The organism is Paenarthrobacter sp. 2TAF44, from assembly GCF_052114885.1.
In the GTDB taxonomy this organism is placed as follows: Bacteria; Actinomycetota; Actinomycetes; order Actinomycetales; family Micrococcaceae; genus Arthrobacter.
Genome location: NZ_JBFRFP010000024.1, coordinates 1 through 12187, shown reverse-complemented (window position 1 = coordinate 12187; position 12187 = coordinate 1). Strand labels below are relative to the sequence as shown.

Genomic DNA, 12187 nt, shown 5'->3' with positions numbered 1-12187 from the left:
CATGGCAAAGCCCGAATTCGAGTTCACCCCCACCTCATCGGTGGACTTCGCACCCTGCAACCCGCACATTGAGGGCCTGTCCGAGGCCATCCTTGCCCGGGATTCAGACAATGACAGTGTCACGCGCATCCTCAAGTTCGAGCCCGGCACGGACACCTCGCCCAACGGCGTCCTGACCCACGATTTTTGGGAAGAGGTCTTCATCTTCGAGGGCTCGTTCGTGGACCAGCGCCTGGGCAAGACCTTCCAAGCCGGCGACTGGGCCACCCGTCCGCCGGGTATGGAGCACGGGCCGTGGGTTTCTGAAACCGGGGCCAAGATGTTCGAGGTCCGGTACTACAGGGATCCGGAACCATCCGAGCGGAGCAACTGACATGAGCCTCGCACCGCTTTTCACCGTTCCCGACGCCATGGGAATGCGCCGCGCCATGGGCCGCTTCCTCACCGGCGTTGCCGTGGTCACCACCAAGCACGAGGATGAGCTGTACGGGATGACCATCAGCTCGTTGACCTCCATCAGCCTGGAACCGCCCATCCTCATGATCTCGCTGAACTTCGGAACGCGGACGGGTGAGGCATTGATCGAGAGCGGCAAGTTCGCCGTGTCGATCCTTGGCGCCAAGCAGGAGTCGATGGCGCGGCGCTTTGCGGTGCGAGGCGGTGACCGTTTCGGCGACGGCGAATTCGACATGACCGAGAATGGACTTCCTGTCATCAAGGGAGCCCTCGCCCAGGCGGATTGCGCCGTTGTGCAGCAGTACGACGTCGGAGATCACCAGGTCTTCTTCGGCCAGGTCACGACGTGCCGGGACCGGGACGGGGAGGTGCTCGCGTTCAAGGCAGGCCGCTTCGGTTCCTTCTCCGACTTCGGCCACGCGGAGATCCCCTGGAGGTTCTAACCCCCTCTTAAAGCAACGCGGGGTCACCTACGGCCCATAAATCCCCTTGGGATGGGCCGTAGGTGACCCCGCGTTGCTTTTACTTGGAGGTGCCCTGCGAGACGGAACCCTGCAGCTGGCGCTGGAAGATGACGTAGACGATCAGCACCGGAACCACCGTGACAGTGACTGCCGCGAAGAGTGCCCCGAAGTCCACGGCGTACCCCATCTGGCCAGCGAAGGCCGCGAGGCCCTGGGAAAGAACGCGCGGCCCGGCAGCGTTGATGGATACCGGGATGAGGAATTGGTTCCACAGGCCCAGGAAGTTGAAGATGGCAACCGAGGCGAGGCCCGGCTTGGCCATCGGCAGCATGACCTGGAAGAACGTCCGCCATTCCCCTGCACCGTCGAGTGCTGCTGCTTCAGTGATTTCGTGCGGCAGGGACTTGAAGAAGGAGAACAGGAAGAACACTGTGAACGGCAGCGCGAACCCCACGTACACGATGATCAGGCCTGGCAGGGTGTTCAGCAGTCCGATGTTCTTCAGCACGAAGAACAGCGGGACCATGGCGAGGAAGATCGGGAACGTCAGGCCGGCCAGCATGAGGTAATAGATCGCCCGGCTACCCGGGAACGTGTACCTCGCCAGGACGTAGGCACACATTGCACCGAGCACCATAACGATCACCAGTGCCGAACCCACCACAATCACCGAGTTCAGGAAGTAGCTCCCGATCCCGGCCTCACTCCAGGCCTTCACATAGTTGTCGAACCGCCACACCGAAGGCAAGGCGAACGGGGAGGCAAAGATCTCGCTGGAGGTCTTGAAGGACGACATGAACGTCCACAACAACGGCAGGATCACGATGAGTGACCAAATGGTCAGCGCAGTGTGGGAAACAGCGCCCACCAGTTTGTCGCCGGGCGTAGTGGCGGGTTTGCGCGGCTGGAAATGCAGCGACTTCATTTCAGGGGTTGAGACTTTTGTTGTCATTAGATGCTCACGTCCTTATCGCCGCCAGTGAGCCGGTTGATCACAAACACCAGGCCGGAGAAGATCAGCGTGGCCACAGCCAGGACAACGCCCATGGCGCTGGCCAGGCCGAATTGGCCCTTGCTGAAAGCCGTGAAGAACAGCTGCTGTGCCATCACAAGCGTTGAGTTGTCCGGACCACCGCCGGAGTTCAGTGCCGCCATGTAAACGAACGCATCGAGCGCCAGGATACCCATGTAGATGTAAGCGGTCTGGATGTTGTCCCTGATGAGCGGGATGGTAATGGAGACGGCGGTACGGAGCCTTCCGGCGCCGTCGATCCTTGCCGCCTCGAACAGCTCAGCAGGAATGCCCTTGATACCGGCCACGAAAAGGACCATGTAGAAGCCAACGAAGCCCCACACAATCACGAACATGGTGGCGGTCATGGCCGTGTTCTTATCGCCCAGCCACGCGAAGCTCTTGAACTGGTCAAGGCCCATGCTGGTGAGGATCCCGTTGAGCAAGCCACCTGAAGGATCGTAGATCTGACCCCACATGATGCCGATTGCGATGGCGGGGATCGTGTAAGGGAAGAAGGACACAACGCGGTAGAAGCTGGAATTGCGCAGGCCTTTGATCTGGCCCTTGCTGCTCCCGCCAACGGTCACCATGGTGGCGAGCACCAGGCTCAGGATGATGGTGACGATTGGCAGCACGATGACCAGGAGAATGTTGTTCCCCATCGCCTTCATGAAGATGTCGTCCGAGAAGATCCTGGCGTAGTTATCAAAGCCGATGAAGTTCTGTGTGGGCGAAAAACCCGACCAGTCCGTCAAGGAATACCCAAAGGCCTGGATGAACGGCCAGATCACGAACAAGAGATAGATCGCCAGCGGCAGGCCAAGGAACACCGCGAAAAAGCTGACTTTGTCCCACGTCAGCGGCTTGCGCCGGCGCCTCACCACAACCGGTGGGGCCATGGCCGGAACGACGGCGGCCAGGCCGTCGTTCCGGCTCTGCTTCGTTTTCACTACGGTCACTTCACTTCAATCTTCTTGACCGAGCTGTCGTTGCGGACCTTGTCGGTGATGTTCTGCAGGGCCGAGGTCAGCGTGGCGACGTCCGACTTGCCATCGAGGAAGGTGTTCCAGACGACGAGCTGGTCCTTGTTGGTGCCGTAAAGGTCGATGAAGTTCCAGGTGTAGATGTTCTCGCCTGCATCGCTGAGCAGCTTTGTCTGCGAGACCAAGGCCGTGGAACCGAAGCCATCGGCCGGGACGGTGTCCTTGACGATGGTGGGAGCAAGCTTGGTCTTGGCGAAGTTGGTAGCAGCTTCCTTGGAGAGCATGACGCGGAGCAACTCCTTGCCGCCTGCAACGTTCTTGCCCTGGGAGGGAACCACATAAGGCTCGCCGGCTGCACTGTGCAGCGATGCGTACGCCTTCTTGGGGCTGGCGCTCACTGAAGGCACGGGGGCGCCCGTCATCTTGAAGTCCGCCTTCGTCTGGTCCTTCATCTCGTTTTCGATCCACGAACCGGACGGGTAGAACACCGCTTCCTGGGCGTTGCTCCACTGGGCCTGGGCTGCGGTGAACTGCGTTCCGGAACCGCCGGGCTTGAAGTACCCCGCCTTGACGATCTTGTCCAAAGCTGTGAAGACGGACTGTATGGCCGGGTGCGACCAGCAGTCTGCCTTGAGGTTCTCCAGGGCCAGCCGAACGTCGTCGCCACCTTCCTTGATAGCGGAAGCGATCGCCATTTCCTGGTAATACGTTGCAGCTTCCTTGCCCCAGAGGAACAGGTACTTGCCCTTGGCCTTGGCCTGCTCGCCCAGCGCATACATTTCGTCCCAGGTCTTGGGAACGGTCCAACCATTTGCCTTGAGCAGGGAGTCCGAGTACCACATGGCGTAGACGGTGAGCACGTAGTTCAGGGCGGCGAGCTTGCCCTCGAATGTCCCGGGAGCGAGCACGCCGGTGTACAGGGTGTCCTTAATAACCTTGCCCTCGAGGTTCTTGGCCTCCACCACGCCGGTGAGGTCCTCGAGCTGGGCAAGGATGGTGCTGAAGCCAATGGCCTTCGCACCGGAGTTGTCGATCAGATCCGGTGGGTTGCCACCGACGAAGCGCGGCTGGAGCTCCTGCGCGATATCCGTGGACGGAGCAATCTTGGCGGTGGAACCGGAGTGGGCCTTTTCGAAGGCCTTGCCTGCGAAATCGACGTAGTCGATGCCGTAGCCACCCTTGAAGATCACGGCATCAACGGTGGACTTGTCCGCCATGCCAAAGGGGTTGGTGTCGGAGACGGCGCCCGTGGGGCCGGCAGTGGTACCGCCACCGCCTGCTGCACAGGACGCAATGGTTCCCCCCATGGGGACGAGCACCGCAGCTGCGAGTGCCCCGCGGAGGAATCCGCGGCGGCCAAGGGACTGGTGCTGAACGTTCATTTTCGTAACCCTCCAGTGACTCGTAATGTCGACTGTTGCGGCAGGCGGCCGGAAAGTCGGACAGTCTGGGTTGGCCACTCTGCAGCGCCAACCTTCGTGTGACATACTTCACCACGAATGATCGAAAATCAATATTTCTCGGCACTTTCGATCAACATTTGTCAAAGCGTGATCTTTCTAAGGACCCTCCGCAAGGGCTTTTCCACAGTCGGTAATCGCTTCCCGTGCGAGCAGCTTTTGCCGCTCAGTTCCCAGTCGTTCCGCCCATTGTTCGGCCAACTGGAACTCCACCAAGGCCTCGGTTAAGCGCCCGTTACCGTGCAGAAACCACCCGAGACTTCCGTGCAAAGCAATCATCCATCGCTTGGTTCGCTCATGGCGGGCCGTGGAGGCATATTCGATGCCGCTGCGCATCCAGGATTCGGCGTGGGCGACGTCCGCGATGGAGAGCAAGTGCAGTGCGTCCACGGCCAGGAATTCCTCACCAAGGTGGTCAGCCAACTCCGCAGCCTGCTCGAGGAGCGGCACTGCCATCTCAGGGTGCCCTCCGGCGTTCAAAACCCGGCCGCGCTCCAGGAGCACGCGCACGCCAACGGTGGGTTCGTCGCCGTCGATTCCGTCCAGGAGGGCATCGGCTTCTTCCAACCGGCCCTGCAGACCGATGGCCCGCCCAAGCTGGGTTGCCAGCTCGGCCCGCTCATCGGCGTCGTAAATTTCCTCCAGCATGGCTGCACGAAACCTGGCTTCGGACGCTGCCGGATCGCCAAAGTTCCATAAGTGGTCCAAAGTTCCCTGATCCAGCATCAACCCGCTCCTGACCAGCCCTTAGCTGCGCCCGTTGGCTTGCACTATCAATGTAGCCCCATGTCAGCGGCGTGGGGAGAGGGTGCGGTGCCGTGTCAGAGCCGGGGCAGGCCGGGTTCAGATGCCAGTGCGGTTGACGAGCCGCGCCCAGCCGAGCTGTTCCTGCTGCTTCCGGCTTAGCGAAGCAACCACCAGATCATAGGAGTCCTCCACCATGTCCCGGATCATGTCATCGGGAAGGGCTCCATCCAACCGGACGCCGTTCCAATGGGTCTTGTTCATGTGCCAGGCACCAGTGATCTCGGGATTCGCTGCGCGGAGTTGCTCGGCCAAGGCGGGCTCGCACTTCAGACTCACGGACCAGTTGTCGGGATCCATGGCGGAAAGCGCGAACATCTTGGCCTCGTGCCGTGCTCCACCCGCGACGGCGGCACGCACCTTGAACACGGACGTTTCAGGTCCGAACGGGAAGTCTTCAAAAGCACCGGGAAAGCCCAGGCAGATCTCGCGGAGCTGGGAAACATCCATGGAGATGAGCTTACCGGGCCCCTCCTTTTCGGCGCCGTCTTCGTCCCCGTTTCGATGGCCCGCTGCGCGCAAGGCCGTGCGAACGGCATGGTCCGCAGCGCCTCATCGAAATGGGCAAACGGGCAGCCCTACGCTACCCCCAGGAAGTCCTCCAGCAGTACCACTTCCAGGCCCGCGGCCAACTGTGCAGCACGGAAGGCAGCGAGGTCCGCGGCGAACTCTGCGCGGAAATGCATCAGCACGATGTCGCCGGGACGCAGTGAGTTACCAACCTGGTAGTCCATCTTCCCGGCGTTCGCCTTGGCCTCCCATGTGATGATCGCCTTCATTCCGGCAGCGGCAACCGCCTGGCGCATGGCGTTGGAGTAGGCTCCGCCCGGGGGCCTGAACAGCGTGGGACGTCGGCCGTAATGCTGAAACGCATACTCCTGCATGCCCACAATGTCGTTCAACTGCTGCTGGTACCCCCACTGCCGCACCATGTTGATGTTGTGGGTGACGGTGTGGTTCTCGACGAGACTGCCTTGCGCCTTGAAGGCGTCGAAGAAGGCGGGGTTGTCAGCGATGGTGTTCTTGGTCAGGAACAGGGAAGCCGGGTAGTCGTGGTCAGTCATGAGCTTGACCGACTCCGGGGTCTTGATATTGCCGTCATCAATCGTCAGGAACACTACCGGGTGTTTGGTCTCGATCTTGGTGATCACGGGCGCCAGCCCGCCAACTATCGGCGGCAGCTGGTAATCGGGGATGAACGTTCGCCGGATCCGCTTCGTGGCGGTGGGCGTAGGCGTTGGTGTTGAAATGTACGACGACGGCACCTCACCCCCGGCCGACAGCCCACCGTTCGCGCCCGGCACCTCGGGCGAGGCAGACGCGGAACCAGGCGGCAGCTCCGACGTCGTGCTTTTAGGCGCTGTGCTTTCTGATGCAGCGCAGGCAGTCAAACCTGCGAGGAGGGAAGCGCCGAACACGCCTAAGACGGCCCGCCTGGCTGGTGTGGAAGCTGGTGCGGAAATGGGCACCGCTGAATGGTCGCCACACATGGCCGTCCCCTATGGCTAAAAGAATGAGTCAGCTGCAGATTAGCAAAGGAATCGACCTGGTGATTACAGGCCGTAATGCCAGCCTTCGCGCGCCGGGCAGGAATTGACCACGACGTCCAAACCTGCATCCCTGGCCCGCTGGACGGCGTCGTCGTCAAAGACGCCCAGCTGCAGCCACACAGCCTTGGCACCGATGGCGATTGCCTGATCAATAACAGCGCCCACTCGTTGGGAGTTAACGAAGCAGTCGACCACGTCGATGGGGTGTTTCTCCGCAGGAATATCCATCAGGGACTTGTATCCCTGTTCCCCATGGACGTCCTCGCCCTTGAGGTTTATGGGGATAATCTCCATACCCATGCGGTCGCGAACGTACAGGGAGACGTCGTATGCGGAGCGCCACTCATTGTTGCTGAGTCCAACGATTGCCCAGCATCCTTTTGTTCGCATCAATCGTTCCACCACGGCCGGATCGTTGACATGCATCATGAAGCAAGCTTAGTGTCCCTCGCCCCTCAGCCATTGCTTCAGCTTGTCCATGAAGGACTGGAAAGGTTCGTGAGCCGGCTTCTCGTTCAGGAGTGGGAGTGCTTGGCTTGGTTTATTTCCGTGGGCGGGGGCGGGTTTGGCCGTTGTAGTCGGTTCTGCGGTTGGTTTAACAACGTCGGGGAGCGTTGGCTCAAGTCCGGACTGTCCAAGTTTTGCCTCAAGCTTTGCCTCCCGAGGCTCGGCAGGCTTCGCTTGGTCGGTACGGGGAGGCTCGCCGACCGCGCCTGAAGCCGGGACGTTTCCGACGTCGACCGCCTCCGCCTCAGGCGCTGACTGGTGCGCCGGTGCCTTGACATGCGGCATGGCAGTGCCAGAAGCCTCATCGTCTTGCCCGCCCTGCGCCGCAGGGGATTCGGTAACCAGCGGTACTGCTGCGGGATACACTGAGGGCGCTGGTTCGGTGCTGACCTTCGGAGCATCGGGCGTGGGCAGCGCGGGCGCTGCGGATGAAGGTTGCGGAGCGAAATTTCCCAGCAGTTCATCGACGAACGTGGGCGTACGGGTGAAACCGGAACTGGCAGCGGCCACACCACTGACGCCGAGTCCCATGGCCGCAACCACGGCCACACTCACCACAGCCGTACGGTGCTTGTGTCGCCAACGACGCTTGCTGAGTTCATCGTGAGGTCCAGCGAACATCGCGGCCAGCGCCTCGCTCGGAGCAGGTGCCGGGCGGTCCGCGAAGGAACGCAGGGAGAGCAGTGCCTGCCGAAGGCCGGGCGCGTCAGTGGGCCCGGCGTCGAGCAGGAGCTCGTCGACGATATCTTCGCGTTCCATATCCCTGTATGTCATGAGGACACGTATTCCTTTACTGCCGAATGCTCACGGAGCGTCATCAAAGCCCTGCGCTGCAGTTGCTTTACTGCGCCGGCGGATTTCCCCATGATGTCGGCTGCCTGCTCCACGGTCAGGCCTGCCACGATCCGGAGTGCCAGGACCTCCCGTTGATCGTCCCCGAGGTAGTCCAGGAGCTTCATGACCTCGTGGGGAGCCAGCAGGCCCATTGCCTCTGATTCTGCAGAACCAGATTCGCGGGGATCGCGCTCGGGCTCGAACTCGTGGTGTTCCGGGGCCCTGCTTTGTTTCCGATGCTCGTCTACCATGCGGGCATGGGCGACCGAAAAAACAAAGGTCCGTAATCCGCCTGCTCCTCCCTGGATGTCGTCCAACCGGGGCAGGACAGCAAGGAACACGTCCTGTGTGATGGCCTCGGGATCTGATACGCCTTTAGCCGTCAGGTAGCCGAGAACCGGTCCAGCGTATGCCTGGTAGACGGCGCTGAACAGTTCCGCGTTATTGCCCTTGAGTGCATGAAGCGCTTCGTCGGTCAATGCGTCGGTCACAGTTAAGAGACTTTCGATCGGCGGCAGGTCCGGGCTTGGAGCCAGGTCGTCCGCCTTTGCTCGACGGGCAACCCACCAAGGGTATCTGCTCAACCGGGCGGCCCCAAGGAAGGCCCATCATGTCCCTCAAAATCTCTTCAGGAAAGAGAAGAGCCGAGCTGGAACATGATGGGGGACAAATTCCAGCTCGGCCCTTTCAAAGACGTAATCGTCGGGGTACGCCAAAGGGTTACGCGAGGTACGAACTTTTTTGAAACTTTTTTCGGGAGCCGGTTTCTGGGTGATCCGAGTCGTCACCCCAGGCTTTCCTTGTGGCTTGTCCTGGGTGGGGCACCGCCCTGAAGTGCCGCAAGGAACAGCGCCTCGGCCAGGATCGCGTTCCTTAGTTCCCCAAGATGGACGGACTCGTTTGCCCCGTGAGCCCGGGAGTCCGGATCCTCCGCTCCGGTAATGATGATGGGACACTGCGGTTGGGCAGCGGCGAGTGCGGCAACGAACGGGATGGAACCACCAACGCCCATGGACACTGGTTGTGCTCCCCATGCCTGTTCCAGGGACCAGAGTGCCGCCTGAACCATCGGGTGGTTGGAGTCAGCCATGAAGGGCATGCTTTTGGACCCGGGGGTGAAGGTGACCTCCGCCCCGAAAGGAACATTTTTCAGTGCATGGCGCCGCACAGATTCCATTGCCTGGTCGGGGTGGTTCCCCGGCGGCAAGCGAAGGCTGAACTTCACCGTGGCCTCGGGCAGCAACACGTTCCCGGCTGTCCCGATGGGTTGGGAGTCCAGCCCCACGAAGGAGAGTGCGGGCTTGGTCCATAAGCGTGAAGTGAGCGATCCGGTTCCAGCCAGCTGCACGCCTTCCGGCACACCCGCGTCCCGCCGGAATGTCTCCTCGTCCATATCAAGGCCCACAGCAGGGCCCTCAACCAGCCCCTCCACAGCAACCGAACCGTCAGCATAGTGGAAGGTTGCCATCAGGCGGGCCAAGACTGTCAGCGCATCAACGACCGGTCCTCCATACGTCCCCGAATGCAGAGCATGGTCAAGGACGCGAACACGGATGGTCCCGTCCACCAGGCCGCGGAGGCTGGTAGTCAGGCCCGGGATCCCGATCTTCCAGCTGCCTGAATCCGCAACAATGGCGGCGTCAGCAAGGAGTTCCTGTCCATAATCCGCCATGAAGGCCTGAAGGCTAGGTGAGCCGGCCTCTTCCTCACCCTCAACGAACACAGCGAGGCCCAGCCCGTGGTCCGGGCCAAGAACCGAATCAACGGCGTGGATCGCAGCGAGGTGCATGACGATGCCGGCCTTGTCATCGGCAGCGCCACGTCCCCAAAGACGTCCGTCCTTCTCCATTGCGGAGAAGGGCTCCGAATTCCAAGCGTCAAGCGGCCCTGCCGGCTGGACATCGTGATGGGCGTAGAGCAGCACAGTGGGAAGACCCTGCACGGCAGGCCGCCTCGCCAGCACTCCCGGGGCTCCGTCTGCCCCGGTTTGATCCGTGCCCCGGATGACGGATACGTCGGTGAAGCCGCGTGCCAGGAACAGCTCGTGCACCCGATCGGCACTGAGATCCAAGGCGTGGGGATCAAATCCGGGCCAGGCGACGCCGGGAACGCTGACCAGGTCGGCCAGGACGGTCACGTAGTGGGCCATGTTTGCATCCACCGCGGCGGCGAGTGCCTCAAGGGCGGCCGGTGGAAGGTGGGCTTGTGGAAGATGCTCATTGAACTTCACGCGTGATTCACCTTGCGCCTTGACGGGTACATGGAAGACGAGATCGATGTAAGGAATTGTAAGTTTACTTATCCATCAAGGAGAGCCTCGTGGATCAAAATGAAGCACCGTTGCTCGACGCGTTGGCCGAGTACCGTCGGCTGAACCGCTACGGGTACACGCCTCCGGGGCACCGTCAAGGCAGGGGTGCCGATCCGCGAACCCTTGAGGTTCTGGGTGCCGACACGTTTCGCTCCGATGTGCTTTCCACGGCAGGACTGGATGACAGAAAGTCCTCAGGCGGTTTTCTCAGCAAGGCCGAGGAGCTCATGGCCGAAGCCGTCGGAGCTGATAAGGCATTCTTTTCGACCTGCGGCAGCTCACTCTCCGTCAAGGCATCCATCCTTGCCGTCACCCGTGGAAGTGGCGATTTGCTGATTGGCCGGGATGCACACAAATCCGTGGTGGCTGGCATCATCCTTTCCGGACTCCAGCCCAGATGGATCAGCCCGCGGTGGGACAGGGAACTGCACATTGCCCACCCGCCGAGCCCTGAAGAAGTTGAGAAGATGTGGCAAAGGTACCCGGATGCTGCCGCAGCCCTGATCACCAGCCCAACACCCTATGGCACGTGTGCAGATATCGAGAAAATTGCCGAGATCTGCCACTCCAGGGGCAAGCCGCTGATCATCGACGAAGCGTGGGGCGCGCACCTGCCCTTCAATGACAGGCTCCCCACATGGGCAATGGATGCCGGCGCAGACATTTGCGTGGTCAGCGTCCACAAAATGGGAATGGGATTCGAGCAAGGATCCATCTACCACCTCCAGGGCAGCCTGGTGGATCCGGTCCGGCTAAGCCAGTGCGCCGATCTGCTCTCCACCACCAGCGCCAACGTCATGATCTATGCGGCGATCGACGGCTGGCGGCGCCACATGGTCCAGGAGGGCGAGGTGCTGCTGGACAATGCCTTGAACCTGGCCGAGAGCGTCCGCAGCGATATCGATTCCATGACCGGACTCCACGTCCTCGGGCCGGAGCTGATCCATGCCGAGGCCTCCCATGATTTGGATCCCCTCCACGTGCTGATCGACGTCGCGGGTTTGGGCATCAGCGGTTACCAGGCGGCGGACTGGTTGCGTGCCAACTGTCACCTTGACGTTGGGCTCAATGATCACCGGAGGATAGAAGCCACGTTGTCCCAATCCGACGATGAGGAAACAACAGAGCGCTTGCTGTCCAGCCTGCAGCAGCTGATTCAGGCGGCACCGCAAATGCCGGAACCGACGCCTGTTCAGCTCCCGGATCCGGAAGATCTGGAGACGCCAACGGTGATGCTACCGCGGGATGCCTTCTTCGGACCCGTGGAAAACGTCCCGGCAGAAGAAGCCGCAGGTCGGGTCGCAGCCGAGCAGATCACGCCGTATCCGCCCGGCATCCCGGCAATCCTTCCGGGCGAACGGATCAACCAGGCCGTCGTCGATTATCTTCGCACCGGAGTAGCCGCCGGAATGGTTTTGCCGGACCCGGCGGACCCTTCAATGAAAACCATCAGGGTAGTGGCACATCAGCGCGACCAGTAAGCTCTGGACTCTCCCCACATAATCACTAGGCTGAAAAAGACCAACACCGAGTTCCAAAGGAGAGATGATGACGCTTCCTCCAACTCACGAACCTGAGCCGTTCCCGCCGGAACCGGGACCGGTCCAGCCACCACCGGATCCCACTACCCCGTTCCCACCCAGCCCTATTCCATCTCCAAATCCGACGCCCGGCCCGCTTCCGGTTCCGGATCCTGGTCCCGTTCCACCGCATCCAGACCCAACGCATCAGCCGGATCAGCCGCCAAGCTAGGCTGGTTTTGGACCTAAACGAGTACGACGGCGGCGCTCACCTAACAAGGTG

General features: G+C 61.2%; 14 protein-coding genes. 4 read left to right on the top strand and 10 right to left on the bottom strand.

All coding sequences use genetic code 11. The annotated features are described in order from the left end of the window. The first annotated feature begins 1 nt into the window (after window position 1). The gene (locus tag AB4Z15_RS19825; protein WP_442018636.1) at window positions 2-373 is read left to right on the top strand and encodes a cupin domain-containing protein; all 372 of its coding nucleotides are present in this window, start codon (window positions 2-4) and stop codon (window positions 371-373) included. Between the two features lies 1 nt (window position 374). Beyond that, a complete protein-coding gene (locus tag AB4Z15_RS19820; RefSeq protein ID WP_442018635.1) occupies window positions 375-899 on the top strand; it encodes a flavin reductase family protein in 525 nt (174 codons plus the stop codon). Window positions 900-978: 79 nt separating this feature from the next. Here the strand turns inward: AB4Z15_RS19820 and AB4Z15_RS19815 are convergent, their stop codons facing one another. The 6 genes from AB4Z15_RS19815 to AB4Z15_RS19790 all read right to left on the bottom strand — a co-directional run bounded on the left by AB4Z15_RS19815 (window position 979) and on the right by AB4Z15_RS19790 (window position 6333). After that, on the bottom strand, window positions 979-1872 hold the full coding sequence (locus tag AB4Z15_RS19815; protein WP_442018634.1) for a carbohydrate ABC transporter permease: 894 nt from the start codon (window positions 1870-1872) through the stop codon (window positions 979-981). Beyond that, window positions 1872-2894, bottom strand: coding sequence for a carbohydrate ABC transporter permease (locus AB4Z15_RS19810; protein ID WP_442018633.1), 1023 nt, complete (start codon window positions 2892-2894; stop codon window positions 1872-1874). Before AB4Z15_RS19810 ends, AB4Z15_RS19815 begins: the two co-directional genes overlap by 1 nt. After that, entirely contained in the window at window positions 2891-4300 is a 1410-nt protein-coding gene (ngcE, locus tag AB4Z15_RS19805; RefSeq protein ID WP_442018632.1) for an N-acetylglucosamine/diacetylchitobiose ABC transporter substrate-binding protein, read from the bottom strand. The genes AB4Z15_RS19810 and ngcE overlap by 4 nt, the downstream gene beginning before the upstream one ends. 177 nt (window positions 4301-4477) lie before the next feature. Beyond that, window positions 4478-5104, bottom strand: coding sequence for a hypothetical protein (locus tag AB4Z15_RS19800; protein ID WP_442018631.1), 627 nt, complete (start codon window positions 5102-5104; stop codon window positions 4478-4480). Window positions 5105-5221: 117 nt separating this feature from the next. Beyond that, window positions 5222-5632: an MmcQ/YjbR family DNA-binding protein gene (locus AB4Z15_RS19795; protein WP_442018630.1), complete on the bottom strand. Its 411-nt coding sequence runs from the start codon at window positions 5630-5632 to the stop codon at window positions 5222-5224. 128 nt (window positions 5633-5760) lie between these two features. Next, window positions 5761-6333 (bottom strand): polysaccharide deacetylase family protein, encoded by a 573-nt coding sequence (locus AB4Z15_RS19790; protein ID WP_442018629.1) that lies wholly within the window; start codon window positions 6331-6333, stop codon window positions 5761-5763. Window positions 6334-6376: 43 nt separating this feature from the next. On the opposite strand from AB4Z15_RS19790, the gene AB4Z15_RS19785 reads away from it, so the two are divergent. Then, a complete protein-coding gene (locus AB4Z15_RS19785) occupies window positions 6377-6691 on the top strand; it encodes a hypothetical protein (RefSeq protein ID WP_442004189.1) in 315 nt (104 codons plus the stop codon). Window positions 6692-6735: 44 nt separating this feature from the next. Here AB4Z15_RS19785 and AB4Z15_RS19780 read toward each other — a convergent pair whose 3' ends face one another. From AB4Z15_RS19780 to AB4Z15_RS19765, 4 genes are all read right to left on the bottom strand, one after another. Then, on the bottom strand, window positions 6736-7161 hold the full coding sequence (locus tag AB4Z15_RS19780) for a CoA-binding protein (protein ID WP_442004188.1): 426 nt from the start codon (window positions 7159-7161) through the stop codon (window positions 6736-6738). Window positions 7162-7170: 9 nt separating this feature from the next. Further along, a complete protein-coding gene (locus AB4Z15_RS19775; protein WP_442004187.1) occupies window positions 7171-8013 on the bottom strand; it encodes a hypothetical protein in 843 nt (280 codons plus the stop codon). Further along, on the bottom strand, window positions 8010-8564 hold the full coding sequence (locus AB4Z15_RS19770) for an RNA polymerase sigma factor (RefSeq protein ID WP_442004186.1): 555 nt from the start codon (window positions 8562-8564) through the stop codon (window positions 8010-8012). The genes AB4Z15_RS19775 and AB4Z15_RS19770 overlap by 4 nt, the downstream gene beginning before the upstream one ends. A 293-nt stretch (window positions 8565-8857) precedes the next feature. Then, complete coding sequence (locus AB4Z15_RS19765) at window positions 8858-10303, bottom strand: M20/M25/M40 family metallo-hydrolase (protein WP_442004185.1); 1446 nt, start codon at window positions 10301-10303, stop codon at window positions 8858-8860. 89 nt (window positions 10304-10392) lie between these two features. Between AB4Z15_RS19765 and AB4Z15_RS19760 the strand changes: the two genes are divergently transcribed. Beyond that, window positions 10393-11865 carry an aminotransferase class I/II-fold pyridoxal phosphate-dependent enzyme gene (locus tag AB4Z15_RS19760; protein WP_442004184.1) on the top strand — a complete coding sequence of 491 codons (1473 nt, stop codon included), beginning with the start codon at window positions 10393-10395 and terminating at the stop codon, window positions 11863-11865. Window positions 11866-12187 lie beyond the last annotated feature (322 nt).

What these genes read in the sequence shown, in the direction of transcription:
- AB4Z15_RS19780 (WP_442004188.1), bottom strand. Translation starts at nt 7,161, where the DNA reads ATGATGCATGTCAACGATCCGGCCGTGGTGGAACGATTGATGCGAACA.
- ngcE (WP_442018632.1), bottom strand. Translation starts at nt 4,300, where the DNA reads ATGAACGTTCAGCACCAGTCCCTTGGCCGCCGCGGATTCCTCCGCGGG.
- AB4Z15_RS19815 (WP_442018634.1), bottom strand. Translation starts at nt 1,872, where the DNA reads ATGACAACAAAAGTCTCAACCCCTGAAATGAAGTCGCTGCATTTCCAG.
- AB4Z15_RS19825 (WP_442018636.1), top strand. Translation starts at nt 2, where the DNA reads ATGGCAAAGCCCGAATTCGAGTTCACCCCCACCTCATCGGTGGACTTC.
- AB4Z15_RS19820 (WP_442018635.1), top strand. Translation starts at nt 375, where the DNA reads ATGAGCCTCGCACCGCTTTTCACCGTTCCCGACGCCATGGGAATGCGC.
- AB4Z15_RS19800 (WP_442018631.1), bottom strand. Translation starts at nt 5,104, where the DNA reads ATGCTGGATCAGGGAACTTTGGACCACTTATGGAACTTTGGCGATCCG.
- AB4Z15_RS19785 (WP_442004189.1), top strand. Translation starts at nt 6,377, where the DNA reads ATGAACGTTCGCCGGATCCGCTTCGTGGCGGTGGGCGTAGGCGTTGGT.
- AB4Z15_RS19775 (WP_442004187.1), bottom strand. Translation starts at nt 8,013, where the DNA reads ATGACATACAGGGATATGGAACGCGAAGATATCGTCGACGAGCTCCTG.
- AB4Z15_RS19795 (WP_442018630.1), bottom strand. Translation starts at nt 5,632, where the DNA reads ATGGATGTTTCCCAGCTCCGCGAGATCTGCCTGGGCTTTCCCGGTGCT.